The following is a 24594-nucleotide window of genomic DNA, read 5'->3' on the forward strand; positions in this document are numbered from 1 at the left end:
AACCCGATGGGAATTATCAGACGGTGCGTGCAAAGAGCAGAGTGAAATAGTGACAGACAGTAATACCACCCACGATGGATCCTGTGCGGTCGGTGCGTTGCGACGGCGGGAGACGGCCCCCCGATAACCGGCCGGAACCGCTTGTCATCCACAGCGACAATCAAATTGTCTCGGTCAACGATGCGGCGCTCGTGCTATTCGGTGCAGATAGCGAAGACGATATCCTCGGACGAAGCCTGCAGGCGTTCGTCGTGTCCGACAACAGCGGGGCGGTTGGACGAACATTCGACCAACTCTTAGCCGACGACACACAGGTATTCGGGCTCGCCGTATCGATCGAATCGCTTGACGGCGACATCCGAGACGCAATTGCACTCAACTCCGCCATCGACTGGGACGGCACACAGGCTGTCCAGACCATGCTGCTGGACGTGACCGCTGATGGGGGCGGCGCGCTGACCACGTTTTGGGAGGAAGCAATGCATGAGGCACCTGTCGGGATCAGCATCGCCGACGCGCGCAAGGATGATCTCCCGATTACCTATGTCAACAATCGCTTCGTCGAGATAACCGGCTATGCTCGTGCTGAGGTCCTCGGCCGGAACTGCCGCTTCCTCCAAGGTGAAGCGACCAGAGACGAGCCCATCGCCCAACTACGAGCGGCGATCGAACGGGGAGAGACCGCGACCGTCGAACTTCGCAACTACCGCAAGGACGGGACGATGTTTTGGAACCGGGTGACGGTATCGCCGCTCAAAAATCACAACGGCGAGGTGACACATTATATCGGCTTTCAAGAGGACATTTCTGAAGCCAAGAGCTTCGAGCGCGAATCAACACTGCTCGAGTCGCAGGTTGCAGCGACCAACGAGGCGACGTTTATCACCGACTCCGATGGTACCATCCAATATGTGAATCAGGCCTTCGAGGAACTCACCGGCTACACTGCCGAGGAAGCGGTCGGCCGAGACCCGAGTCTGCTTAATGCCGGCAGACAAGACGAGACGTTCTATGAGAAACTGTGGGAAACAATTACGGCTGGCGATGTCTGGCAAGAGACGCTTTGGAACCAAACAAAGACCGGAGAATACTACCAAGCCGACCAGACCATCGTCCCGGTAACGAACGACCAAGGCGAGATTCGCAACTTCGTCGCCATCCAAACCGAGATCACACGCGATGAAATCCGCGAGCAGGTCCTCCAAGTGCTTGACCGAGTCCTCAGACATAACATCAGCCACACGGTGATGAAGATCTCCGGGTTCGCAAGCGAGTTGGAAGCGGATTTGGATGCACAAGAGGGCCGTGAGGCGGTCGAGCAGATTCAATCCGCGGCGACAGACCTAGAGTCGATTAGCGAACGCATCCGTCCGGTCGTTGAACTGTTTCATGGCGCTTACGAGGACACCCCATGGACAAAAGATCGACTCGCCATGGCGATTGGAGCTGCACAAGAGGCCTACCCGGATGCCGATATCGTTGTTGACAATCGGATGTCAGCAGATGAACTCATCGCGAATGGCGAGGCGGTATCGATTGCGCTGATGGAAGCGATCGAAAACGCCGTCAAGCATAGCGATCAAGCGAGCCCAACAGTCGAGATAACGCTCCGCAGTGATAAAAACCCGCCACGGCTGTACCTCAGCATCGCAGATGACGGACCAGGTGCCCCGACAGAAGCGTGGGATATCGTCCAGTCGGGGGTAGAAACACAGCTGTCACACACCACCGGCATTGGACTGTGGATCGTCTACTGGACGATAGCGGCAGTCGGCGGCAACGTGACGATGACCGACAACGACCCACGCGGTGCGGTCGTCGAAATGGAGATACCGCTGGAGACTACTACCGCATCTGTGGATTGATATTGCTTTACAGTTATCTTGATTCAGCGAGAGAATCCCGCCGTTCACGGCGTTGACGAGAGCGAAGCTCTCGTTCGCACACCAGAACGCTTCGCGTTCTGGGGACGGGCGTGGATCGCGCAAGCCCGGTGCCATATTTTACACGGCCCTCGTGCAGTAGCAGCTCGGACACACGAACCGGGACTTGTATTAGGTCACTCAATAACACTTGGTGCAAATGCCCTCCAGACGTTATATTCTCGCGTGTGTTGGAGCTGCTTCGATTGCCGGCGCTGGTTGTACGGATCTTTCGGATTCCAACGGCAGACCGGTCCGGTTCGGTACGCTCGACTATCCAGACGGGGAAATCGTCGCACGAACAGTAAGAGAAGATACCCTCGGCGACGGGTGGACTGTTCAAGCGGATGCACTCGTCCACGAGCGAGCAGGCGGACGGCTCGCATTGTTAACGGTGTATCGTGTGCTGAGCGAAATCGGGTCGAACGACTGGGAGTATACTGGGATGGACGAAGTCCATGATTGGACGGTTGGTTCAGCGTCCCCGACTCTTCACAACATGGGTTCGAACGCCGAACCGGTCGACAATGACATGGCACAGGGAAGATATAAGAATCGCTCGGCGAGTGATGTCGGGCGGTGGCTGATTCGGCTCACCTCGCCATCGACATCGAGTATACGCTCTTCGGAAGCAGATTGTTGGTCGGGTAGAGCTGTCGCTGTGAAAGCGTAGCGGGCAAGGGTGACGCGAACGCGTCACCCGAACGCAATGTTCCCATTTGAATTGCTGAGCTCAGAGGCGAGCGCCGCGAACCTGCTGGAGCAGGTTCGCTGGCGCGAGGGCCTCTGTTGCCCGCGCTGCCGGTCTGAGTCGGTGATCAAACACGGCAGCTATCGAGAGTACCAGCGGTATCTCTGTAAGGATTGCGACCGCACGTTCAACGACAAGACCGGCACGATCTTCGCGCACGCGAAGATCGGCCTCGACAAGCTGTTGTTCGCGTTCTACTCGTTGCTCCGGTTCAACACGAGTATCCGCCAGTTAGACGCTGAAATTGACGTGTCGTATCGCTCACTTCGCCGGCGCGTCGAGCAGTTCGCCAGAACGCTCGACGCGCCAGCCATCAACCTCGTTGGCCCGGTCGAGATCGACGAGTTCTACGTCTCTGCCGGGAAGAAGGGCCGCAAGCGCGACCGAGAGTCGCGCTCGCGTGCTCTCTCGAAACGCGGACGAGGAACGTATGAGGAGGACAAACCACCAGTGTTCACGCTCGTTGATCGCGGCACCGGTCAGCGATACGTCGTCCCGGCGAAATCCGCCGACGAAGCGACGGTGCGACTCCTTCTCGAAAACCACGAGAAGGAGTCGCTAACCGTCTATACCGACGGATTTCGGGCATACGATCCACTTGACGATGATGAGGACTTCCACCGAGAATCAGTAATTCACGGTGACGGCGAGTACGTTGATGGAGACGCACACGTGAACACGTGCGAGAGCCACGCGTCGCTGGCGCGACGGTGGCTCTCGCCACATCGAGGCGTCTCAAAGGACAAACTGACAGCGTATCTTAGACCGTTCCAACTTCGGCGACGAATCCTCCGCAAACCGGGACGAGAAGCACTGAAACAGATTATTCGAGAAGTTCTCTGACTCACCAACAATGTACTTCACAAGAGCGTCGAGTATAACTCACCAGTTTTTCACCGACATTAGCGATCAAATCGCTCCCGAGTCCGGTGATCTCCTCGTCGAGTGTAGGCCGACGCTTCATATTGACGAGGCTGGATTCTTCGGCGGTTCGGATCAACGAGAAATGTCACTTGAGCTCGTATACGGCGAGATTACCGGGTGAGCCGCTGCTGTCTGTCCCGGTCCATACACCCGCTCTATTGAACAGCTGTTTCCGTAAGGAAATTGAAATAGACCGTTGTCAAGTGCTGCATTGATATCTGAGCTGAGCTGCCAGAAAATACTTATTTACTTCCGAACGCATTGACGTATGAATCGGAGGGCTGCCCTGACCGTCGTCACAACCGCAACTGCTTCGGCCCTCGCTGGCTGTGGTGGCGTGGATATCGGCACCAGCGGGGCTGGTGATGAAGAGGATGACCACAAGGAGACTGACGCAAATAATAATGGTGCGTCTCAAGAAAGCGATGCCCCGACACACGACCCGCCGTGTGACTCTCCTGCATACATCTTTGATCAGGACAACCAGAGAATATCCTTCGACTTTGCGATGTGGATGATATGGGGTGATATCAACACAACCTCATCAAGCATGAACCGGGAACGCGGCAACGTCAGCGATATTGAGTGGAACGTTGGCGATAAGATCGCCCGAGACAATAGCGTCTATGAAATTCAGGTCGCGGATGGGGCCCTAGTTATGGAACCAACCAACGGTGGGCAGCGATAATCGTACAGCACCGGTGAACAATTCGGCTTCAGACACGAAGTCTGGGAAGTCAAGGAGATCACTGCCGACACAGTCGTGCTTGAGTTGGCCAGCCCAGCGCCACCGTCTCCGTCTCTCAAAACTGGATGGAGCGACGGCGATTATGTCAATCTTGACGGTGATATCTTCGTCGTCGATATCGAACCGGAGTCTCGAATATATCTTTGCCGACTTGAGGAGATCGACCAGTGAAAGCTGCTGGGCATGCTACCTCGCTGATAATAGCTCTAGTACGTGGCCACGCTGGTTGTCTAGAACCGATATATTTTCACTGCGTGGATCACGTTGGTCCCGCTTGGCTCCGGTATGCATCAAGGGCAACGCCAAGCCCCATCGCAAAAGCGACCCCCAGCGCTAAGCTCTCGAACAAAAGCCCAAGCCCGATGCCCATGCCAGTCCCACCTACAATCCCCGCGCCATTCAGTTCTGGATTTTGCTTTGAGACTCCCCAGACACCATATTCCAAATATAATATACTGAAAAGCCGTTGATTCACGTATTACAGTACGTCGTATATTTTGAATCAAATTCCTCCGGCGGCGGCTGTTGGAATTGCGAATCCACATCCTTCGATTCATACGGGTTCTCCAGAACATCCAGTAGACGACGGAATTTGGATAGGTCCTTCTTTTCCAGATACTCATTCAGCGCCTCTTCTACCAAGTAGTTGCGGGGGATGTAGCGAGGATTGGCTTCCGCCATCAGTTGCTTGTCCAAGCCAACAGCAGCTAACTCACTCTGGAGGTGGTTGAACTCCGTAGATGAATAGACTGGGGCCGCAAAGGTGCCGGGATTTTCCAATTCGAGGAACGTATTCGTATAGTCTGCGCCTGACTCGCGAAGCCAGTCTACGAACCTATCTATTAGTGGTTTCTCTCCATCTGATTTGATTCCCAGCTTCTTTCTCATCATGCTGTAGTACTTCGCATCGAATGTTTCGTCAAAATTGCCCAGCGTGGCTTCTAGCTCATCAAAGCCGTGAGCTGATTCGTCGAAGAGCGGCTTGAGGGATTCCGCAAAGCGTTCGAGATTCCACTTCAGGATATCTCGTTGGCTCCCGAAGGAATATCTACCCCTTTTATCGACTGAGCTGAAGACGGTGTCCTCGTCATAATAGTTCATGAAGGCACATGGGCCGTAATCAAATGTTTCTCCGTCTATACTCATGTTGTCTGTATTCATGACGCCGTGTATGAATCCGACCCGCATCCAGTCAACAACCATGTCTATAGAAGACCGCATAACCTCATCAAAGAATTTCACGTATTTTTTATCAGCACCATCCAGGTGGGGGTAGTGTCTGTCGATTACGTAATCGGTGAAGCTCGCGAGTTCTTCGGGGGCTCGGTGTGCAACATATTGGAACGTCCCGTATCTAATGTGGCTGTTCATCACCCTCACGAGGACGGCTCCGGGTTCCGTTCTCCGCCTCTGTACTGATTCTTCGGTTTCTACGACCGACAAGCTCCTAGACGTTTTTATACCAAGGTTCTGCATCGAATACGAGTAAATATACTCTCTGAGCATGGAGCTAACGGTCGCGTTTCCGTCCCCTCTTCCCGAGTAAGGAGTTCTGCCAGAGCCTTTCAATTGAATATCGTATCTACTGCCATCGTGTACGTGCTCGCCCAACACCATCGCCCTTCCGTCGCCAAGGACAGTGAAATTCCCAAATTGATGTCCTGCATATGCTTGGGCGATCGGCGCTTCCAGCGTATCCTGCCCTGAAAGGAGCTGGCTGTCTAAGTCCTCTTTGTTTAGGCCGAGGGCATCACATAGATCCGCATTAAGAACTAGAACCTCCGGGTCATCGATGTTCTTTGGCGTCGCTCCCGAATAGAGCTTGGAGTCCAAGTCTTTGTAGCTCGTATCAAATGAAAAAGCCATGTGTTATTCTGTAGTAGCGGTGGCGCAAAAGCGTTGGCCCGCCAGCACTCGAACTGCAAACCAGTGCCGTGTGTGCCGGTCGAGAACACCTCCGCCACCGATTGACGATTGACAGTCGTCCGGGGTTGGTGTCGACGAGGTCGTCCAACAACCGACCCACTCTGAAGGCGGGAGTGCAAAATAGTTCACGTTTCAAAAGCTGTATTTTCAAATTGAGTCTAAAACCTTGGGATTTGCCAGTATATTATCACTGTTTCCAACCGATGCTTCAATCGAGAGTGCCAAATGGCTACTCAAAATAAACGAACTACCACGAAATTGTTCGGCCGAGGAGTCTCATACGGGACGAGCGGCCAGTGGAACAGTTACTGGTTGCTATTCCTCCGACTTGTCATGGGTTGGTGGTTTTTCAGCAGTGGACTGTCAAAGATCGTCGAATACGGCGTGCTGTACGACGCCCACGGCTGGATGATGTTCGGCACTGAGGGAACCATTGTCTACCCAATTACAGCATGGTTCGCCGCTAACGCAGTCTGGTTGCCGAACCTGCTCATCCCGTGGGGACAGCTCCTGATCGGACTGGGACTGATAGTCGGCTGTCTAACCAGACTTGCTGCAGCCAACGGAGCTGTCCTGATGTTTTTCTTTTATTTCGGGAACGCCGAATGGGGGAATGGATTCGTCAACGGAGACCTGTTCGGGCTGTTGCTATTCCTAACCATTATCGTATTCGCCGCTGGCCGCGTTTGGGGAATCGACGCCTACCTAGAGGGAACCAACTACGTCAAAAACCGGCCGAAACTTCGGTACATCTTGGGCTAAGGTGACTGCAATGACGAACAACACACTCACGACCGCAGATCGAATCGCCATGCTTGGCGGCGGCAGCCTAATCCTCTGTGGGATCGCCGTCATGGGGCTAGTCAACGAACTCGCTGGAGCGCCACACATCCCTGTCGAGGAGGAAGGGGTTATTGTAGCGACCCCCGTCGTCGCGCCAGAACTCCGGGCCTACGTCGTTGGGTTCGGCTTGGTTGTGTGGCTGTTCTACGGGCTATACAAGCTTGCCGCAGCGCCCGGCGGCGACGGTGAACGGGAGCGAGCAAGCCCGACAGCGTGAGGGGCACGGTCGTTGGTGAGGTACATAGAATCGCTCTGTGAACCGCTTCAATCGGGTGTTCGAGACCGGTGCCGGTCGAGAACGCCCCCTGCTCGAACACATCGATAGAGGGGTGTCCCCCACGGCTCCAACATGACTGCCGGACGCACTCAACGACTTGCACGACGCCGTGGATGCGGCTGCCGCCGTGTGGATTCACCAGCCACGGCCGCGAGCCGATACAGGCCCACAAGTCCATCGACATTGAGCTACGAAAGATTCGAGGCACAAGACTCGCCATTCATTCTCGCCAAGGCGCGGGATGCTCTCGCTGTGTTAAGATCTAGACCGACGACACTGGTGTTGTCGGTCAAAGCGAACGAGGTCAATGTCGTCCCACCGGGTCGAATCACTCCGTGTGACTCTCGGCGCGAGGAAGCCACAGCGTGACGGTGCTTCCGCGGGGGTCGTTGTCCGAAATCTCGACTTCCCCTCCGTGGTCGGTGACGAGCCAGTGAATGTGCGATAGTCCGATACCGCTACCGTGTTTCAGCGGGTCTTCGGCATCAAGCTCAACCGCAGTCCGTTCCTGCGGCGGAATACCGGGGCCGTTATCCGACACTTCGAGCCGAACCCGCTTTGCGTCGCCCCCCGGCGTCTCGACTGTGATTCCGACCTTCAGAACCTCGCGATCGTTGTGGACAATGGCGTTCTCGAGCAGCTCGAACAGGAGCCGCCGGCAGGTCGCTGCACCCATACGAACCACGACCGGCTCGACGTCGGTGTGAATCTCCGCGTCCGGATACAGCTCCCGCGCGTCGGCCACGAGCTCCGGTATCACTGTCTTTGGGCGACAGACTGCCCCGCCGTCGTAGTCGTGGTCGATCCGCTGCTGGAGCCGGGTGATCTTCTCGCTCGTCTCGGTGAGGGCGTCCGCACGCTCGAGTATCCACTCCAGTTGCTCGTGTGCCTCGCCGTCTAACTCATTGGCGAGGAGTTCCGCGTTCCCCCTGATCGCCGCCAGTTCGTTACGCACGTTGTGTCGCAGGACCCGGTGGAGTTCCGAGAGCCGCTTTTCCTTCAGCTTTCGCTCGGTGATGTCTTTCTGAACGGCGACGAAGTTCGTGATTTCATCGTCCTCGACGATAGGGGCAATCGTGTGTTCCACGTAGTACAGTTCGCCGGACTTGCGCTGGTTGACTAGTTCGGCTTCCCAGACCTTTCCGGAGAGGACCGTCCCCCACAACCGGTCGTAGAAGCGGTCGTCCTGCTTGCCGGATTTGAGTACACGGGGCGTCCGACCGACAACTTCCTCGCTCTCGTACCCCGTGACAGATTCAAAGGCGGAGTTGACGTATTCGATGACGCCCGCAGCGTCGGTGATGATGACCGAGTGACCGGCCTGTTCGACAGCCTCGCGAAACACCTGCAGTTCGCGTCTGGACTCCTCGCGCTGGGTCACATCGTGGATAATCGAGAACAACAGCGTCTGCCCCTCGATTGTGACCGGTGAGGAGTGGACTTCCACGTCACGGACATCACCGGATTCGAGACGGTGTTCGAACAGGAAGTGATTCCGGTCTTCGCGTTTGGCCCGCTCGCGCTCGCGGGCGATCTGTTCGGGAGAAAGACAGTTGATCTCTTGGATCGACATCTCGTGGAGCTGGTCGGCGTCGTAGCCATAGAACTCGACCGCCGACCGGTTCGCCTTCTCGATCCGCCCTGAGTCGGGATCGATGAGCAACATCGGCGCGCTGTGTCGTTCGAACATCGCCCGGAAACGCTGCGCCTCATGACGGAGCTGCCGCAGCACCACGAGCGCACCCGAGACGCCGCTCTCATCGAAGAGGGTGACACGAGCGTCAACGGGTACGGACGTGGCCTCGGGCAGCCCCGCCTCGACCTCGACCCGGCGGTCGCTATGGGTTCCCGAGCGGACATCCTCAATCGCCGCCGCGAGGTCATCGAACCCACGGTCGATGAACGGTTCGAGAGCGGCGAGTGGCTCCCCAAGCAAAGCGTCGTCCGAGGTATCCAGGACGTCAAGCAGTCGTTGGTTCGCATACGAGAGCCTTCCCTGCTTGTCGACGGTAAAGAGCGCATCCGAGAGACTATCGAGGACGGCGTGCCCGTCGATGTCTCCATATTCCGTCCCCATCACCTCAGGACAGGGCGGCCCGGATATTAACTTTTGCAGGCTAAGTCCCGTCCTCAAGGAGCCTGCGAAGCAGGCGAGTAGGCAGGGGTAGTTCACCGTGTCGTGATCTGTACGATGAGCCTGCTACACGTGCAGGATATGCCTATGTCGTTGAGATCGGGCCGAAGATCGAATCCCGAATGTTCTGCGACGGTGACCTAGCGGCGGTCAGAGACGACGTGACGGCGTCGATGACCCGCATCGCCGAGTTCTCATTCGAGCAGTACACTGCTGGTGAGCACTGTCAGTGGTGTCAACACAACCAACTGGCCTGCACACCGGATTCGTTCACTGTCGGTCCAGGATTTGAGGAGTGATCAGTCGAAGCCGCGTGTTTGGACGGACGGTATTCCCGTCTTCACTGAAAGACAGTGCTGTCATAACCTCAATTTCAGATATGAACGCCACGGAAATCGGAACAGCGCCAAACGTGTCTTTCGAGAAATAACACGTCGAGCTACCATTTCTCAAACTGTTTCACCCACGCCGAAACGGACATCGCCGGCAAGTGGCTTCGATCCTTCGCCTTCACATGGAATCAGCGTATCTGAACACTACCAGAGAGATGGCATGACGTGTTTCGACGAGTCAAGTCGTGAGCTGTCACGGCGTGAGCACGCACGCTGTGTTCGACGAGTGCTAATACATCTGTCTCCTTCCGGAACCGCCATTCTGGAGGCGGGCACAAGAGATTTGTCAGCGGGGTCGTGAGCGTGCAGTATGCGACGACGCGCCCTCCTCGCCGCCACTGGAACAGCCTGTGGTGTCCTCGCTGGCTGTCTCGACATCGACTCACGCTTCAGCGGTTCCCCTGCCGATGCCCGCGAGTCGCTTGACCTAGCTGTGCCTGAAATCCAGTTGCGGACGTCGTATCTGTATCCCACACATCCTGATGCGGCGGCGGTCCGTGCCGGCGGGAGCGACCAGTTTATTTTCCTCGATGTCGCGACCGAGTCGACGGTGTCGTATCAAGACATCTCATTGCAGCTCGAGGGGGAAGCCGAGACACCAGTTGAGCGAGTGGGACGTGAGACGATGGATTCCGTCTTTCATCACGGCTGGATGGCCGACTCGGCGTTGCCGGCCCGCCCGTATGAGGGCGGCGACGGGTTGGTCGGGTTCTCCGTTCCGCGCGATATCGCTCCGGTCGAATCCGCCACGCTCGTCGCCGAGACAAAAGAGAAACGCGGTGAGTGGTCGGCTCCCGCCGAGACGGTGGCGCAACTGCATACCCCTCCCGAATTCGAGGCGTCACTGTCGCTGCCAGAGGAGATTGTCTGGGAGAGTACCTTCGAGGCGGAACTCAGCGTGACGAACGACGGCGGGCGAGCAGGCGTCTTCGTCGCCGTTCTGGGCGTCGAATCCGCGATGCACCCCAACAGAATTACCACGACAGTGCCCGCCGGCGAGACGGAGACCTGGACGACCCAACTAGAGTATCCATCCCCGTTCGAAGGCGGCTCTGATGAGCCACGTGCGTCGGTGACGTACGAACTCGATTCCGGCGAGGAGGTTGTCACGGCGACCACCACGGTCGTCGCCGACTGACGCACATCTCCGTGTCGGGCTGTGCTAATTTAACTGCACACGCAATCTCCAGGGGATAAACCACACACAGCATGACAAAATCTCTCCCCAACACCTAATACAGTACAGATACAATTCTCGTATATGCCCGTCGATTTCGAAACACACGAACCTGGAAACCCCCGCGTGGACCTGTCAGAAGGGACCAACGCGAGGCGATTGCTGGAGTTCCTGTTGAAGACACCGTCCGTCGGATACACGCCAGCGGAATTGGCAGAAGAAACAGGGGTCCCGCGTGGGAGTGTTGGACCGACATTGAACCGGCTCGAAGCTGCGGGGCTCGTTCGTCACAAGGAACCGTATTGGGCAGCCGCGGAAGACGACCGGATCGCAGCAGCAACGGCTGCCTTCATTGGGGTCGAGACGGTAGCTTCCACGTACAGCGATGACTGGTACGCTCAGAACGACGGGTGGGATGAAGAATTGCCCGACCTGAGCGACGAGGAGACGTAGCGAATGGCGTATTCGCAAGGCGCTATCGTCATCGCGGACGACCCGTTCGGCAACAACCCGAAACGCCCGTACCTAATCCTCTCGAACGATCACGTCCCCTTCCACGGCCAAGAGTACGTTGCGGCAGTGATCACGACGACGGCTCGAACTGAGGCCGTTGAACTCACTGCCAACAGGCTCGAACGGGGACAACTCCCCCGGACGTCCTACGTGTCTCCGTGGTCAGTTCTCACGCTCAAGGACTGGATGATCACGAAACAACCCGCAGAAGCGAGTGACGCGACCGTCGATGAGGTGCGACAAGAATTGGACACATATCTTCAGACTGGATAACCAATATTCGGGACGGTTGCATGTGCAACTATTCAAGGATTCGCGCGTACTGATAGCGGCGTGCTACTGCCGGTACATAAGTGTGGGTGGAAATTCCGGGAGACGTTCTTGTCAGCGAGTTATTCTGAGACAGGGGGTTTCGAGAACCCTTCCGTCGACCCTCCGGGGGTGTGGCTGGTATTGCCGGTTGACGGAAACAACCAAGTTCAAGCACGGTGTACAACCGCTTACGTGCCGCTTTCCGGCATGGTTCCAGACGAACCCTTGTGGGGTTGAAGCGCCGATCAGGAGCTCTACGACGAGCTGGCAGAGCGTGTTTCAGACGAACCCTTGTGGGGTTGAAGCATGATCGAAGACCAACCCGAGGAAACGGAGGATCGGGTTTCAGACGAACCCTCGTGGGGTTGAAGCTCCCGTCGAGGCCGTCCACGATGGCGGTGTTGGTGTCCGGAAACGCGTTGAACTGAAAGGCAGCGCTCGGAAGTCGCCGGTGACACCGTATTCGCTCGCACCGAAGAGCAGTGACAGAGATACGTGGGAGTTCAACGTCGGCCTTGCTACCGCTGTAATTCGTCGAATAGCGCTTGAACGTTCGACCTAACAGCATCGCGTATTGCCCGTGCTTCCTCGACAGTCGCGTCATCAGGGTCGGCAAGCGCCCAGTCGCGAACGTCAACGGTTGTCTCCAACTCAAGAGTCGAACAGCCCATCGTCGCGACAACGTCACATTGCTCAAGCTCTGCGGGCGTGATTTTTTGTGGTGACCTCTCAGCGATGTCGATGTCAACCTCCTCCATAACGCGGATGACGATGTTATGGACGGATTCAGCCGGGGCAGTGCCGCCAGTGACGATGTCGACTTCTGCTTCGAGACCGCGTTTGTTTCGTTCCTGTTCAGCAAACGCCGTGGCCATCTGGCTTCGGCCCGCGCTCTGGACGCAGACGAAGCCGATGCGTGTTGTCTCTGTCATACGTCCCCCATAATCCTATCGAGCGTGATGATTTCGGCGATGTTGCCGCCGTATCCGGCGGTCCGGCGGATGCTCTCCAGCAGCCGCCCGTAGAGGTAGACCTCCGGCGGTGGGTCTTCATAGAGCCGACGGTCTAGTTCGTCGATTCGCTCATCGACGCTGTCGCGGCGCAGCAGCGCTTCACCGGTATTGCCGTCGAGTGCCGTCCTGACAACCCGACGGGCGTCGGCGGCAACGGCTTCGAACGCACTGGCGAGTTCATTGCTCGGTGGCGCTTCAAGCCGGGACCCGACATCGGCGATGCGTTCGGCGTGGTCAGCGATGCGCTCAAGTTGCCGGGCGACACGAAACTGTGTGAAAACAGTTCGACGCCCCGCCCGGAGCGTCTCGACTTCCCGAATGTCGGTAAGGATGCGGCAGAACTGGCGGCTCACCAACGCGAACAGCCGGTCGACGTCATCATCCCGTGAAATGATATGGGCGGTCATTTCCTCGTCGGTTTCGCTGGAGAGCACGCTGGAAACAGCGTTTTCGTGCATCGACAGCGCAATCTGTCGTATCTGGTCGACGGTGTCATCCAACGAGATCTCGGCTGGGTCAAGCAGGCTTTTTGCCAGCAGCTCCCGTTCAGTCTCGCTGGCGATTTCCATCCCGACGAGGTTCGTTATCGCCCGGGTGGCCGTTCGACGCTGTACCGCAGAAAAGCCAGTATCAGAGGTCACGGCTATCTCGTCTACGCCGGCGGCGTAGGCTGCCTCAACCTGCTTTTTGATAGCGTCGTCGCCAACCGTATCGACATCGATGTGGGTCCGTTGGGCTTGGCCGTCCGCATCAGGACGGGCGACAACCAGCCGGTCATCGAACGGATAAAGATACACGGGCGATCCGGAGCCGATGTCGCGGTCATTGGCCCAGAACTTCGGGATTGAAACCGTGTATGTCGATCCACCCGTTACCTGCACCTTCCGTTCTATCGGGCCGCCGTCCGGGAGCGTTCGGTCGGTCATCAGTAAATCAGTTCGTCGTCGTGTTCGGCCATGTAGACGGTTCGAGCACAGATGTTCACAGCGTGGTCGCTCACTCGTTCAAGGTCACGGACTGTCAACAGCAGCCGGGAGGCGTCCTCAACGACGGCCTCTATATTATCGTTGTATTGGGTTTCGATGAGGTCCTGCATAACGGCTTCGCCAGCCTCCTCACAGAGCCGGTCGATTCGGTCATCACGGGCGGCGATTTCGCGTGCCCGGTCGGCGTCGGCATCGGCATAGGCAGCCATCGCATCGCCAACCATGGCTCCGGCTTCGGTACCGATATACGATATATCGATCTCGGAATATCGGTTCTGCTCGGCTTCGATGGCATAGCCCGCAAGGTTCGTTGCGAAATCCCCGATTCGTTCGAGGTCGGTGATGATCTTGAACGTCGAGGCGATGAACCTGAGGTCGCCAGCAACGGGCTGCTGGAGGGCAAACAGCTCAATGCAGTCGCTTTCGAGATCGAGATACAGCTGGTTTACGTCCTCGTCACCCTCGATAACCGACTGAGCCATTGGTTCGTCTTTTGTTTCCATCGTCGTCAGTGCCCGGTTGTACCGGTCCAAGACAAGGTCGCTCATCGAAACGACATCCGACCGGAGCTCGTCGAGCTTTCGCTGGTAGTCCTTTCGTGCCATCGTTAGCCGAACTTCCCGGTGATGTAGTCTTCAACACGGTCGTCTTCCGGATTCTCGAAGATGTTCGTCGTATCATCGAACTCAACGAGGTTGCCACCGGTGAGAAAGACCGCCGTTTTATCCGAGATGCGGGCGGCTTGCTGCATGTTGTGGGTGACGATAATGACGGTGTAGTCCTCGACGAGTTCGTCGATGAGGTCTTCAATTTTCGAGGCGGCGACGGGGTCCAGCGCCGATGTCGGTTCGTCCATGAGGATGACCTCCGGGTCGGGCGCGATGGCACGGGCGATGCAGAGCCGCTGTTGTTGGCCACCCGACAGATCGAGGCCCGATGAATCGAGTTGGTTGTTGACCTCGTCCCACAGTGCCGCACCACGGAGGGCGCGTTCGACGTCCTCGTCACTTGCGGGTTCGCCCTGTACCTCGAGTCCGTAGACAACATTCTCACGGATGCTTTTGGGGAACGGGTTGGGTGTCTGGAACACCTGTCCGATTTTCCGGCGCAAGGCCACGGGGTCGACGTCATCGTCGTAGACGTTCTTGCCCTTGAATACGACCTTGCCATCGACCCGGCACGCGTCAATCTGGTCGTTCATCCGGTTGATACACCGCAGGAACGTCGACTTTCCACATCCCGAGGGACCGATGAGTGCGGTCACCTTGTTCTCGGGGATGTCGATGCTGACGTCGTCGAGCGCCTGCTCGTCGCCGTAGTGGACGTCGAGGTGTTTCGTTTCGACAACGGTTTCGTCGGGCTGGTCGCCCCGTTCGGTCGCGTCTGTCTGTACGTCGGTCGAAATGAGTGAGTCGTCTGTTTCCTGTGTTGCCATCCTTATATCTCCGTTTCGTACTTGTTCCGCAGATAGACTGCAATGCCGTTCATCACCAGCATGAACGTCAACAGCACGACGATACCCACCGCCGCAAGATGGATGAAGTGCTGGCTCGGTTCGGCGGCCCACGAGTAAATCTGGGTCGGCATACCGCTGAAGCGGTCCATCAGGCCTCTTGGCATTCGGTTGACAAACAGCGCACCCACCATCAGAAGCGGTGCGGTCTCCCCGATAGCACGCGCAAGCGCGAGAATTGTCCCGGTAAAGATGCCGGGGAGTGCCGCGGGGAGGACGACCTTGCGGATGGTTTGCCACTGGGTCGCGCCAGTTGCGTAGGACCCACGACGGACGCTGTCGGGGACCGCCCGCAGCGCCTCCTGACTGGAGACGATAATAATCGGCATCACGAGTAGCGCCAGCGCGACCCCACCGACTAAGACGATAGGCCCGAGGCCGATACCGTTCCGAAGTGCCGCCAGCGCCAACAGTCCGTAAACGATGGAGGGGACGCCGGCGAGGTTCGCGAGGTTCGCCTCAATGAGCCGCGTGATGCGGTTGTCGGGGGCGTACTCCTCGAGATAGATTGCCGAGCCAACGCCGATGAAGAACGACAGGAACGCCGTAAGCGCCATCAGCATCACCGAGGCGACGATTGCACCCCGAAAGCCGGACAGCTCGGGACGCCGGGACCCATCACGGGTGACGAAATCGACCAAACTGATGTTGAACTCGGTCAGACCGACGTAGAAGTCGGTGATAACGTCGAAGATGAGTACCCCGAGCGCGACGACGCCGAACATCGCCGCCCCGAAGAGGAGGTACTTGAACAGCCGATTCTTCAGGTGCTCCCAGCCAAGGTCGACGTCGTCGAAGAGACCCTCTCCGGTCGGGGTGTCGGCCGGCGTGCTCATCGGTATTCCTCCTGGAAGCGGCGCTTCATATAGTCGTTCAGCAGGTTCATCGACAGCGTCATCACGAACAGCAACAACCCGACGGCGAACAGCGACTGATATTCGATGGTGCCGACCGCGGAGGTTCCGCGGGCCATCGAGACCATGTACGCCGTCATGGTCATGATTTCGTCGAAGGGGTTGGCGGTGATGTTGGCGTTGAAGCCCGCCGCCAGCGTTACGGCCATCGTCTCACCGACGGCCCGCGACACGGCGAGGATGTAGGAGGCGAAGATGCCCGAAATCGCGGCGGGAACGACGACGTTGACTGACACATCGTACTTTGTTGCGCCGAGCGCGTAGGCGCCGTTCCGCAGGTCGTCCGGAACGGCCTGCATGGCGTCCTCGCTGATCGAGGAGACCATCGGGATCGTCATGATGCCGACAACCAGCATGCCGGAGAGCATGCTGTAGCGGCCGATGTTGATGCCGAACAGCGCGTCGGCGATGGGGCCGAGGACAACGGGGTTGATGAACGCGATGGCGAAGTATCCGTAAACGATCGTCGGGATGCCTGCGAGCACCTCAAGCGTCGGTTTGAGCTTCGACCGGACCCCCGGCGCGGCATACTCGGAGACGTACAGCGCTGTCGCCGTCCCGATAGGGATGGAGACGAACGCTGCTCCAACCGTAATAGATAGCGTCCCGAAGACCACCGGGAGGATACCATGGGCGGGTGTCGCGTGCTCAGGTGCCCACCGCGTGCCCGCGAAGAACTCGGTGAAGGTGATTTCCTGCTGGAACGGCTCGCCGAACAACAGCGCATGGGAGAGCCGCGAACTCCAGAAGTAACTGGTCGCGTTATCCAGGAGCACAAAGAAGATAGCCAGAGTTGTGAGGACTGTGATGGTGGCACAGCCGAACAGCACCCGCCGGGCACGGCGGTTCTGTATCTGGTCGGCCTGCGTGCCGCTGCCCTTCGTTATCCCCGGATCGGGTTGCGATTCGGTTGCCATCCTGGAATCCTACTCCCGCTGGACCGTGAGGTCGTCCGGGCTCGCTCCAACCTGGTCGAGCCAGCTGTCGATCTTGTCGTGGTTCTCGTCGGTGACCTCCGGCGGCGCGGCGAAGAAGCCCTCGTCGCGGGCGTAGTCTTGTGCATCGTTCGTATAGAAACGGGCGAACGACCCGATGAGGTCGGTTCTCTCTTCGAGACTCGCCAGGTTGAAATACGCAAACAGCGGTCGGGCCAGCGGCGAGTAGTCCCCCGATTCGACGTTCTCCCGCTGCGGCAGGAAGAAGCCATCCACCGAGTCGCTCTCGACGGGGACGGCCTCGATGGGCTGGTCGTCCTCAATGGCACGCAGGTAGCCGACGCCACCCCAGCCGAAACCGTCGATGTTGTCAGCGACCGCACCCATGATTTCGTTCGTCTGGCTTGTCGCCGAGTAATCGTCGCGGATGTTCCCGATCTCGCCGTTAATCGCCCGGGTGAAGTAGTCGAAGGTCCCCGAGGCGGAGTCCCGCGCGTGCAGCGCGATCTCTCGGTCGGGCCACTCCGACCGGATGTCGCTCCAGGTTTCGACATCGGACTGGAACTCCCAGACCTGCTGGAGTTCGTCCAAGGTGATGTTGTCCACCCAGTCGTTCTCGGAGTTTTTCACGACTGCGAGCCCGTCGAGGCCGACCTCAAGGTGGTCGTAGTTGACGTCGTTTTCGTTACAGAGGTCGACCTCCTCGTCGGTGATGAGGCGACTCGCAGACTGGACGTCGGAGTTCTGTCGACAGAACTCCTGGAAGCCAGCGCCGGTTCCCTGCGGGTCGACATCTACGAGGACGTCCGGAAACTCGTTGGAGAAGTTCTCGCCCGCCCACGAGGTGATGGGAGCGACGGTGTTGGACCCGGAGGCGTCGATGGTACCCGAGAGGCCGTCGCCGCCCCCGCCACCGAGACAGCCAGCCAGCCCAAAAGCCGCTGCAGCGCCGGTGGTTGCGAGCACGCTACGACGAGATACTCGGTCTGATGGGGTGTGTGCCATCACCTGTGGCTTCCGAAGAGATGTATAAAACCGTCGCTATGAGGGGTCTAGACGGTCGTATACCTATCTATTCCAAGAGGTAGCGGTACAGGAGACTATATACATCTATATACATCCATTCGAAGAGCAGTGTGGAGTTCTATTAATCATATACGGCGACACTCGTCGGAGTGAACTCCCCCCGGGTCAAGCCCCGGGACAGTCGCCTCGACCGCCTGTACATACGCACGGAGCTACCCTAGTGCGGCCATGTCTCTCCCCCGATTCGTACTGTTCCAAACGATATCGAAGATATGCTCGCTTACATCTTCAGTCCAAACGCTACCTATAAAAGCGAGGTTTCGTTTCATTTATATGCTGCGTCGATAAACACGGTGGCACGCAAGCAGTAGCACAAAAAGTCCGGTACGACTATGACTCCGATACCATCGCTCCGGGGAGTTCTGGCAGCTCTTTCCGGGACAGACGCAACCGTTGAATGCCCTACCTGCGCGGCGAGTGTTGACGTTAGCGATTCGGAGTGTTCTTCCTGCGGTGCTGTGCTGCTCGTCGAGTGTCGGAGCTGCGGTGAAACAATCGGTGCCAGTACTGATGCATGTCCGGCGTGCGAGAAGTCTGATTTCGGGGTTTTCAGGATTGATTGATATTTTTCACGATGTTCCGAGAGCATTCAATTCTTCTCAAATATTCGCTTCTGCGCCCACGCGGAGGGGGATGTCAATATGCGATGTTGCTTGTCCTAAGCCTCGTGGTCCGGCGGCGACCGGAACCCCTCAGCGACGAGTTCGCCGGCACCGCCGGGCGAAAAAACGGTCACAACATCCTGCGGCTGGATTTCGGTATCGCCCTTGGGCGTGATGACGGTGTCGTCGCGCTCGATTGCAATAACGAGCGTCTGTTCTTCGATAATGTTTTTTTGGGTCGCTTCTTCCAGCGTACAACCAACGATTGGAGCCGATTCCTCAACGGTCAGTTCGACGACTTCAGCGCCACCGGCGAGGCTCATGTAATCGGCCAGCGGTTTCCCTGGCCGGCTCTCTTCGGGACCGTAGGGAAGGTACGGGAAGTGCAGCTCCTGCTGAAGCAGAAACTCGTCTTCGATTTCGATGTCCAACTCCTCAATCTCGCGGCCGATACGCCGTAGGTCGTCGGTGTCCCGACCAACTGCGAGGACGTGAAGGTTGCGGCGGCCACCCATCAGTTCGCGAACGTTGATGACGCCGGGGACTGTTCCTAATTTTCGCGAAACGGCCTCAACCTCGCCGAACGGTGCATGACAAAGATAGAGATTCATCAACGAACCGTCGGCCTGCTCAAAATCGATGGTTGCTTGATAGTCCTTGATTATGCCGCGTTCTTCTAACCGCGCAATCCGGTTCCGAACAGTGGCCCCTGAGACGCTCAGGTGTTCGGCGATATCCGGCGCTGACGTATTCCGTGCATCCCCCATCAGGGCGTAGATGATCCGCCGGTCTATCTGGTCGAGCCGATGCTCGCTACCCGTGTCCGACATATCGGTATCTCGGGCCGGTAGGTGGTTTACTGTTGCGGTAACTATCTCTCGTGGAGAGCGCCCCCGGCCCAACCATTGTTACTGATTCAAAAATATAGAGAGAGTATATTTTCGATGCCGAATCTATATGCGACAGCTTTATTATTACACAATCGCTCAGAGGTGACGAAGGTATCTATGACAGACCTCCTGCAACGGACGCTTGTCCCCGTTAAGAACAGCGATGACGCTATCGCGACCTGTACAGCACTTGCTGATTACCTCGACGGAGACACCAAGCTGGTCGCCATACTGCACGTCGCCGAGCAGACGGAGGGGTACATGGACCACGCTTCTCCGGAAGCTCTCCGCGAGCGGGCAAACGAACTGTTCGCCCTCTGCGGTAAGCAGCTCGACGAATCGTTACCCGTCCGGACAGAGCTTCGATTCGGGACGGACGTAGTCGAGGAAATCGCCGAGGCCGCGGTGGAATTGGATGTTGATGCAATTGTGTTCCGGCCGTGCTCTGAGCGCAGGCTTACCGACCTTCTATCCGGAGACGCCGAGCGCCGGCTGCTTCGCAATGCTCCATGTCCGGTCGTCACACTCAGTGACGATGGCGGGGTGTCGGAGGTGTCCGCCTGATGTACCTGATTATCGTCGGCGCGGGGAAAATCGGGTCGAACCTCATCGAGATGGCGACCGGCGACGGTAACGACGTCGTAGTCATCGAAGAAGATGAAGCGGTCGCCGACCGGATATCAGCCACCTACGACTGTCTCGTACTGTGTGCCGACGCAACGGAAAGCGATATCCTCGAAGAGGCAGGCATCGACCGCGCCGAGGCGGTCATCAGCACGACCAATCTCGATGCCGTCAATACGATGGTAATGTTGCTGGCCCGCGAACACGATGTCCCATCGCTCGTGAGCGTGGTCCACGACCCGGCACACATCCCGATTTTCGAGCAAATCGGCGTCAACATCGTTGAGAACCCACAGAATCTCATTGCCGACCATCTCTATCACTCTGTTCGGTATCCCGGCGTGCAGGACTTCATGTCGCTTGGGGAAAACTCGGAGTTCATCGAGATCGAACCGAAGGCTGGCGCGCCGGTCACGGAACACCCGCTCTCGGAGGTACACGATCGCGGCATCCTTCCGGACGATGCGCTTGTCGCGGCAATCAAGCGAGGCGACGACGTCCTGACACCGCGAGGCGAAACCACTGTTGCAGTGGGTGACCTCGTCACCGTTCTGGTGAATGATACCGCTGTCGAGGCCGTCCTCTCTGCGTTCGGCCACGACAGCAACGGGAGGTAAGCATGGGGACGTTTTCGACTGTCGCCCGCGATGTCGGGCGTATCCTGCAGGTCGTCTCGTTGATGCTCGTTGTTTCAGCCGTTGTCGCGGTTGTCACCAGCGAGTTCTTTGCCGTGCCGGCGTTTCTGGTTTCGGCCGGTATCATGGCGGCCATCGGGACAGGTCTGGCTCAGCGGTACGCCGATGCCCCCTCGTCAGGAAAGCTTGAAGCGATGGTCACCGCCGCCAGTGCTTGGGGTGTGCTGACGATTCTTGGTGGACTACCGTTTATTTTTATCGCATGGACCATCTATCTCGACCCGCTGCCGGCGTGGGCGAATACGCCGGAGATGATCAGTGACACGACGGACGTGTTCCGGCATCCGCTAAACGGGTTCTTCGAGTCCATCAGCGGCTTCACCAGTACCGGGCTGACGATGGCAGTTGTCGAAGACGACCTGCCACGGTCGCTGCACTGGTGGCGCTCCTTTACCGAGTGGATCGGTGGTGTCGGTGTCATCGTCCTCACGGTCGCGATTCTCGCCCGCCCCGGCAGCGGTTCGCTGACGCTGTTCGAGTCCGAGGCCCGAAAAAAGAAGAGTAAGGTACTCCCGAGTGTGGTCTCGACGGTAAAGGAGATCTGGAAGATCTATCTCGGGCTGACGGTCGCGTCGATTCTCCTGTTGCTCTTTGCCGGGCCGGTCTGGGCGGCGGCCACCGGACAGGCGTCGTTCGTTGAGGAACTGCTTGCGGTACTGGGCAATGGCGACCCAGCAGTCGGGATGCCGCTGTGGCCAGCTATCAACCACGGAATGACCGGCATCGCGACCGGCGGGTTCTCGGTACACGCCGCCTCGATAGGCGAGTACGGCCCCATTATTCAGTATGCGGTCATCCCCATTATGGTCGCGGGCAGTATCGCCTTCCCGGTCCACTATCTTATCCTGAAAGGAGAAATAAAGAACTTCTATGCGGACCTACAGACACGATGGGTTTTCGGCTGGTTTGCCATCGGGTCGGTGCTGCTGACCACCGTGCTCCTGCTCGGCGGCGACGCCAGCGGCCAATTCGACACGTTTGAGGAGACGTTCCGTGCCGCGTTCTTCCAGTTCGTCTCGGCAGCGTCGAACACCGGATTCGGCACGGCCGCTATTGGCGGCGGGACGGAGCGAGCCATGTCGGCGGGCGCAACGTTCCTGTTGTGTCTGGGGATGCTTACCGGCGCAGCAGCCGGGTCGACCGTTGGTGGGCTAAAGCTCATCCGCGTGCTAACGCTCATCAAAGGGACCATCTGGCAGGTCCGCGACATCTTCGCGCCCGACCACGCGGTCCGACAACTGCAGATGGGCAAGCGGACGCTCAGCGAAGAGCAGGTTCAGGCGGAGTACACCGAGGCAGCCGTCGTGTTCGTGCTCTGGGTGCTCTGTCTCATCGTCGGCGTCGCGGTGCTACTGTGGACGCTCTCACCGGACCATCCGGCGGAGTACGTCATCTTCGACGTGATGAGCGCACAAAGCAACGTCGGGCTTGATGCCGGCATCACTGGCCCCGACATGCCCGATGCAGCGAAGGTGATGCTCATCTTCAATATGTGGATCGGGCGGCTGGAAATCATCCCGGTCGCGGTGCTGCTCGGCGCGATTTTGCAGCAGCTCAACCTCTATCGAACCGACGGGTGATACAGCGGGCAACCGCCCGCTCGGAACCACTCTCTGCTTGATATCCGGCGAGCGGAACCCCCCACCGAAAGTGACGGATGAGAGCAGGCCTGTCTTTGGTTAACGGCAGTCGATAGTCAGCGAAATATTTACTATACACTGTCCGTACGTCGCGAATATTAGAGCCGTGAAGCACGTGTCAAGACGACGGTGCGTCTCCATAGCTGCCGTCACAGCTCTTGCCGGCTGCCTGCGATTCCAAGGTGGTGCGGAAAACTCAGAAGACGAAACCAATCCCACCGATGGCGCGTTAGCTGAAGAGAGGGCGCTAAGCCCCCGTCCTCAAGGAGCGACCAACGGGAGCGAGTAGGGCGGGGATACAGCGCCCGCACGACTATCAACCACGCACAACCAACATGTTTAATAAACTATAAAGCGAAAACACAAGTACACGCGCATGGACTACAGCCCGCGTTTCAGACTCTTGCCAACAAGTAGACAGCGAGAGCTACTGGGCTGGCAGCGTGACACCGTGCGCCAAGTCTACAACCACGCATTGTACCGGCTCGACCAACTCCCCGAACGCGCCGACCAAACCGTCCGCCAACGCGTCTGGAGCGTTCGTGACGAACTCCCCGACTGGAAAACCAAGTGGGAGGAGTGGAGTAGCGTCTACTCCACCGTCCTCCAAGCCGCTGTGGAGCGTATCTACCACAGCATCACTGGACTCGCCCAGCAACGCGATAACGGGCACAAAATCGGGGACTTGAACTGGAAGAAGCCGCGAGAATTCCAGAGTTTCACGTATCGCCAGCGGGGCTTCGAACTCGACAACAAGAGTGGCCCCGAGGGTCGTGGACTTTTAACACTCAAGAAAGTGCGTGGTAAGACGCTCGAAATCCCCATCCGAATTCACCGCGACATCGACCCGGACGACATCAAACACGTCACCGTCAAGCAAGAGGCGACGGGTGCGTGGTATACGTCGTTCAGCATAGACCGAGACGAACCAGAGAAACCAGACCCCGAAGACATCGATCCCGAAGATACAGTGGGCCTTGACCTCGGCGTCCTCAACTTCATCCACGATTCGGACGGGCGGTCAATCAACCGTCTCGGCCTGTCTGACGACCGCGAACGCCTCGAACGCGAGCACCGGTCGCTCTCCCGCAAGGAATACGAGTCGAACAACTGGGAAAAGCAGCGCCAGCGCGTCGCAGAGGTCCACATGGATATGCGGAACAAGAAACGCGATTACAAGCACAAACTCGCCCACGCGTACACGACCGAGTACGACGCCGTGTTCGTCGAGGACTTGGACGTGAAGCCGATGCTGGAAGATGATGGGAATGCCCGAAACAAAGCCGAGGTGGGCTGGCGCGACTTCATCCGTATTCTCAAGCATCACGGGCGGAAACACGGCTGTCATGTGGTCGAAGTCGAACCAGCGGGGACGACGAAAGAGTGTGCCTCGTGTGGGGTGGAGACGGCGAAGCCATTGTGGGTTCGCGAACACTCGTGTCCCGCGTGTGGCTTTGAGTTGGGCCGGGATTTCAACGCGTCGCTAAACGTTCTTTCTCGCGGTCTCGCCAAGCTAGGAGTGGGTCACTCCGAAGCGACAACGCCTGCGGAGACTGCGACCGCTGTGGACTCGGTTTCCGTGTCTGCAAGTCGCGTCGTTGAATCAGGAAGCCCCTGCCTCAAGGAGCCTGCGAAGCAGGCGAGTAGGCAGGGGTAGTTCACACACCGACGCTGGGGGCGTACTGTATCAACGAACGGTCGAGGACTCGGAGAACCGGGTCGCGGCTCTGGACGGACGCGTGTTTATTTCCGAACACTACTGGGAAGCGTACGACAT

The 24594-nt window shown here is 57.9% G+C and carries 24 protein-coding genes and 1 pseudogene; 15 read left to right on the forward strand and 10 right to left on the reverse strand.

Annotated features, from left to right (window positions below; all coding sequences use genetic code 11):
* Nucleotides 1–74: 74 nt before the first annotated feature.
* The 4 genes from NP_RS13375 (at nucleotide 75) to NP_RS13390 (ending at nucleotide 4285) form a co-directional block, all read left to right on the forward strand.
* Nucleotides 75–1865 carry a PAS domain-containing protein gene (locus NP_RS13375; RefSeq protein ID WP_011324416.1) on the forward strand — a complete coding sequence of 597 codons (1791 nt, stop codon included), beginning with the start codon at nucleotides 75–77 and terminating at the stop codon, nucleotides 1863–1865.
* A gap of 766 nt (nucleotides 1866–2631) precedes the next feature.
* Complete coding sequence (locus NP_RS13380; protein WP_011324418.1) at nucleotides 2632–3516, forward strand: IS1595-like element ISNph2 family transposase; 885 nt, start codon at nucleotides 2632–2634, stop codon at nucleotides 3514–3516.
* A gap of 10 nt (nucleotides 3517–3526) precedes the next feature.
* Nucleotides 3527–3718 (forward strand): hypothetical protein, encoded by a 192-nt coding sequence (locus NP_RS13385; RefSeq protein ID WP_011324419.1) that lies wholly within the window; start codon nucleotides 3527–3529, stop codon nucleotides 3716–3718.
* A 147-nt stretch (nucleotides 3719–3865) separates the two neighbouring features.
* Nucleotides 3866–4285: a hypothetical protein gene (locus NP_RS13390; RefSeq protein ID WP_011324420.1), complete on the forward strand. Its 420-nt coding sequence runs from the start codon at nucleotides 3866–3868 to the stop codon at nucleotides 4283–4285.
* Between the two features lie 531 nt (nucleotides 4286–4816).
* On the opposite strand, the gene NP_RS13395 is transcribed toward NP_RS13390, so the two are convergent.
* Nucleotides 4817–6211: a protein adenylyltransferase SelO gene (locus tag NP_RS13395; protein WP_011324421.1), complete on the reverse strand. Its 1395-nt coding sequence runs from the start codon at nucleotides 6209–6211 to the stop codon at nucleotides 4817–4819.
* 285 nt (nucleotides 6212–6496) lie between these two features.
* Between NP_RS13395 and NP_RS13400 the strand changes: the two genes are divergently transcribed.
* Together NP_RS13400 and NP_RS13405 are read left to right on the forward strand one after the other, a co-directional pair.
* Nucleotides 6497–7033 carry a DoxX family protein gene (locus NP_RS13400; RefSeq protein WP_011324422.1) on the forward strand — a complete coding sequence of 179 codons (537 nt, stop codon included), beginning with the start codon at nucleotides 6497–6499 and terminating at the stop codon, nucleotides 7031–7033.
* Between the two features lie 10 nt (nucleotides 7034–7043).
* Nucleotides 7044–7331, forward strand: a complete 288-nt coding sequence (locus NP_RS13405; RefSeq protein WP_011324423.1) for a hypothetical protein — start codon at nucleotides 7044–7046, stop codon at nucleotides 7329–7331.
* A 388-nt stretch (nucleotides 7332–7719) separates the two neighbouring features.
* On the opposite strand, the gene NP_RS13410 is transcribed toward NP_RS13405, so the two are convergent.
* Complete coding sequence (locus tag NP_RS13410; RefSeq protein ID WP_011324424.1) at nucleotides 7720–9468, reverse strand: PAS domain-containing protein; 1749 nt, start codon at nucleotides 9466–9468, stop codon at nucleotides 7720–7722.
* Between the two features lie 179 nt (nucleotides 9469–9647).
* On the opposite strand from NP_RS13410, the gene NP_RS14510 reads away from it, so the two are divergent.
* From NP_RS14510 to NP_RS13425, 5 genes and pseudogenes are all read left to right on the forward strand, one after another.
* The gene (locus NP_RS14510; protein WP_394296342.1) at nucleotides 9648–9824 is read left to right on the forward strand and encodes a hypothetical protein; all 177 of its coding nucleotides are present in this window, start codon (nucleotides 9648–9650) and stop codon (nucleotides 9822–9824) included.
* 61 nt (nucleotides 9825–9885) lie between these two features.
* Nucleotides 9886–10058: pseudogene (locus NP_RS14260) on the forward strand (IS6 family transposase); the annotation flags it as partial.
* Nucleotides 10059–10227: 169 nt separating this feature from the next.
* Nucleotides 10228–11055 carry a hypothetical protein gene (locus NP_RS13415; protein WP_011324425.1) on the forward strand — a complete coding sequence of 276 codons (828 nt, stop codon included), beginning with the start codon at nucleotides 10228–10230 and terminating at the stop codon, nucleotides 11053–11055.
* 123 nt (nucleotides 11056–11178) lie between these two features.
* Nucleotides 11179–11547 carry a winged helix-turn-helix domain-containing protein gene (locus tag NP_RS13420; protein ID WP_011324426.1) on the forward strand — a complete coding sequence of 123 codons (369 nt, stop codon included), beginning with the start codon at nucleotides 11179–11181 and terminating at the stop codon, nucleotides 11545–11547.
* Between the two features lie 3 nt (nucleotides 11548–11550).
* The gene (locus NP_RS13425; protein WP_011324427.1) at nucleotides 11551–11880 is read left to right on the forward strand and encodes a type II toxin-antitoxin system PemK/MazF family toxin; all 330 of its coding nucleotides are present in this window, start codon (nucleotides 11551–11553) and stop codon (nucleotides 11878–11880) included.
* 557 nt (nucleotides 11881–12437) lie between these two features.
* On the opposite strand, the gene NP_RS13430 is transcribed toward NP_RS13425, so the two are convergent.
* The 8 genes from NP_RS13430 to NP_RS13465 form a co-directional block, all read right to left on the reverse strand.
* Entirely contained in the window at nucleotides 12438–12851 is a 414-nt protein-coding gene (locus NP_RS13430) for an arsenate-mycothiol transferase ArsC (protein WP_011324428.1), read from the reverse strand.
* Entirely contained in the window at nucleotides 12848–13858 is a 1011-nt protein-coding gene (locus tag NP_RS13435) for a PhoU domain-containing protein (protein ID WP_011324429.1), read from the reverse strand. The genes NP_RS13430 and NP_RS13435 overlap by 4 nt, the downstream gene beginning before the upstream one ends.
* Nucleotides 13858–14523, reverse strand: a complete 666-nt coding sequence (gene phoU / locus NP_RS13440; RefSeq protein ID WP_011324430.1) for a phosphate signaling complex protein PhoU — start codon at nucleotides 14521–14523, stop codon at nucleotides 13858–13860. The genes NP_RS13435 and phoU overlap by 1 nt, the downstream gene beginning before the upstream one ends.
* Before the next feature lie 2 nt (nucleotides 14524–14525).
* Complete coding sequence (pstB, locus tag NP_RS13445; protein WP_011324431.1) at nucleotides 14526–15353, reverse strand: phosphate ABC transporter ATP-binding protein PstB; 828 nt, start codon at nucleotides 15351–15353, stop codon at nucleotides 14526–14528.
* Between the two features lie 2 nt (nucleotides 15354–15355).
* A complete protein-coding gene (gene pstA / locus NP_RS13450; protein WP_011324432.1) occupies nucleotides 15356–16267 on the reverse strand; it encodes a phosphate ABC transporter permease PstA in 912 nt (303 codons plus the stop codon).
* Nucleotides 16264–17262: a phosphate ABC transporter permease subunit PstC gene (gene pstC, locus NP_RS13455; RefSeq protein ID WP_011324433.1), complete on the reverse strand. Its 999-nt coding sequence runs from the start codon at nucleotides 17260–17262 to the stop codon at nucleotides 16264–16266. The genes pstA and pstC overlap by 4 nt, the downstream gene beginning before the upstream one ends.
* Before the next feature lie 9 nt (nucleotides 17263–17271).
* Nucleotides 17272–18285 (reverse strand): PstS family phosphate ABC transporter substrate-binding protein, encoded by a 1014-nt coding sequence (locus NP_RS13460; RefSeq protein WP_011324434.1) that lies wholly within the window; start codon nucleotides 18283–18285, stop codon nucleotides 17272–17274.
* A gap of 739 nt (nucleotides 18286–19024) precedes the next feature.
* A complete protein-coding gene (locus NP_RS13465) occupies nucleotides 19025–19798 on the reverse strand; it encodes an Lrp/AsnC family transcriptional regulator (RefSeq protein WP_011324435.1) in 774 nt (257 codons plus the stop codon).
* Between the two features lie 177 nt (nucleotides 19799–19975).
* Here NP_RS13465 and NP_RS13470 point away from each other — a divergent pair, with 177 nt between their 5' ends.
* The 4 genes from NP_RS13470 (at nucleotide 19976) to NP_RS13485 (ending at nucleotide 24474) form a co-directional block, all read left to right on the forward strand.
* Nucleotides 19976–20422, forward strand: a complete 447-nt coding sequence (locus NP_RS13470; protein WP_011324436.1) for a universal stress protein — start codon at nucleotides 19976–19978, stop codon at nucleotides 20420–20422.
* On the forward strand, nucleotides 20422–21099 hold the full coding sequence (locus NP_RS13475) for a potassium channel family protein (RefSeq protein WP_011324437.1): 678 nt from the start codon (nucleotides 20422–20424) through the stop codon (nucleotides 21097–21099). Before NP_RS13470 ends, NP_RS13475 begins: the two co-directional genes overlap by 1 nt.
* Before the next feature lie 2 nt (nucleotides 21100–21101).
* Nucleotides 21102–22757, forward strand: a complete 1656-nt coding sequence (locus tag NP_RS13480) for a TrkH family potassium uptake protein (RefSeq protein ID WP_011324438.1) — start codon at nucleotides 21102–21104, stop codon at nucleotides 22755–22757.
* 436 nt (nucleotides 22758–23193) lie between these two features.
* Entirely contained in the window at nucleotides 23194–24474 is a 1281-nt protein-coding gene (locus NP_RS13485; RefSeq protein WP_011324439.1) for an RNA-guided endonuclease InsQ/TnpB family protein, read from the forward strand.
* Nucleotides 24475–24594 lie beyond the last annotated feature (120 nt).

It is taken from the genome of Natronomonas pharaonis DSM 2160 (assembly GCF_000026045.1).
Lineage (GTDB): Archaea > Halobacteriota > Halobacteria > Halobacteriales > Haloarculaceae > Natronomonas > Natronomonas pharaonis.

Bases quoted from the DNA above. Each gene is read 5' to 3' on its own strand.
- NP_RS13375 (WP_011324416.1), top strand. From the start codon at position 75: ATGGATCCTGTGCGGTCGGTGCGTTGCGACGGCGGGAGACGGCCCCCC.
- NP_RS13380 (WP_011324418.1), top strand. From the start codon at position 2,632: ATGTTCCCATTTGAATTGCTGAGCTCAGAGGCGAGCGCCGCGAACCTG.
- NP_RS13385 (WP_011324419.1), top strand. From the start codon at position 3,527: ATGTACTTCACAAGAGCGTCGAGTATAACTCACCAGTTTTTCACCGAC.
- NP_RS13390 (WP_011324420.1), top strand. From the start codon at position 3,866: ATGAATCGGAGGGCTGCCCTGACCGTCGTCACAACCGCAACTGCTTCG.
- NP_RS13395 (WP_011324421.1), bottom strand. From the start codon at position 6,211: ATGGCTTTTTCATTTGATACGAGCTACAAAGACTTGGACTCCAAGCTC.
- NP_RS13400 (WP_011324422.1), top strand. From the start codon at position 6,497: ATGGCTACTCAAAATAAACGAACTACCACGAAATTGTTCGGCCGAGGA.
- NP_RS13405 (WP_011324423.1), top strand. From the start codon at position 7,044: ATGACGAACAACACACTCACGACCGCAGATCGAATCGCCATGCTTGGC.
- NP_RS13410 (WP_011324424.1), bottom strand. From the start codon at position 9,468: ATGGGGACGGAATATGGAGACATCGACGGGCACGCCGTCCTCGATAGT.
- NP_RS14510 (WP_394296342.1), top strand. From the start codon at position 9,648: ATGTTCTGCGACGGTGACCTAGCGGCGGTCAGAGACGACGTGACGGCG.
- NP_RS13415 (WP_011324425.1), top strand. From the start codon at position 10,228: ATGCGACGACGCGCCCTCCTCGCCGCCACTGGAACAGCCTGTGGTGTC.
- NP_RS13420 (WP_011324426.1), top strand. From the start codon at position 11,179: ATGCCCGTCGATTTCGAAACACACGAACCTGGAAACCCCCGCGTGGAC.
- NP_RS13425 (WP_011324427.1), top strand. From the start codon at position 11,551: ATGGCGTATTCGCAAGGCGCTATCGTCATCGCGGACGACCCGTTCGGC.
- NP_RS13430 (WP_011324428.1), bottom strand. From the start codon at position 12,851: ATGACAGAGACAACACGCATCGGCTTCGTCTGCGTCCAGAGCGCGGGC.
- NP_RS13435 (WP_011324429.1), bottom strand. From the start codon at position 13,858: ATGACCGACCGAACGCTCCCGGACGGCGGCCCGATAGAACGGAAGGTG.
- phoU (WP_011324430.1), bottom strand. From the start codon at position 14,523: ATGGCACGAAAGGACTACCAGCGAAAGCTCGACGAGCTCCGGTCGGAT.
- pstB (WP_011324431.1), bottom strand. From the start codon at position 15,353: ATGGCAACACAGGAAACAGACGACTCACTCATTTCGACCGACGTACAG.
- pstA (WP_011324432.1), bottom strand. From the start codon at position 16,267: ATGAGCACGCCGGCCGACACCCCGACCGGAGAGGGTCTCTTCGACGAC.
- pstC (WP_011324433.1), bottom strand. From the start codon at position 17,262: ATGGCAACCGAATCGCAACCCGATCCGGGGATAACGAAGGGCAGCGGC.
- NP_RS13460 (WP_011324434.1), bottom strand. From the start codon at position 18,285: ATGGCACACACCCCATCAGACCGAGTATCTCGTCGTAGCGTGCTCGCA.
- NP_RS13465 (WP_011324435.1), bottom strand. From the start codon at position 19,798: ATGTCGGACACGGGTAGCGAGCATCGGCTCGACCAGATAGACCGGCGG.
- NP_RS13470 (WP_011324436.1), top strand. From the start codon at position 19,976: ATGACAGACCTCCTGCAACGGACGCTTGTCCCCGTTAAGAACAGCGAT.
- NP_RS13475 (WP_011324437.1), top strand. From the start codon at position 20,422: ATGTACCTGATTATCGTCGGCGCGGGGAAAATCGGGTCGAACCTCATC.
- NP_RS13480 (WP_011324438.1), top strand. From the start codon at position 21,102: ATGGGGACGTTTTCGACTGTCGCCCGCGATGTCGGGCGTATCCTGCAG.
- NP_RS13485 (WP_011324439.1), top strand. From the start codon at position 23,194: ATGGACTACAGCCCGCGTTTCAGACTCTTGCCAACAAGTAGACAGCGA.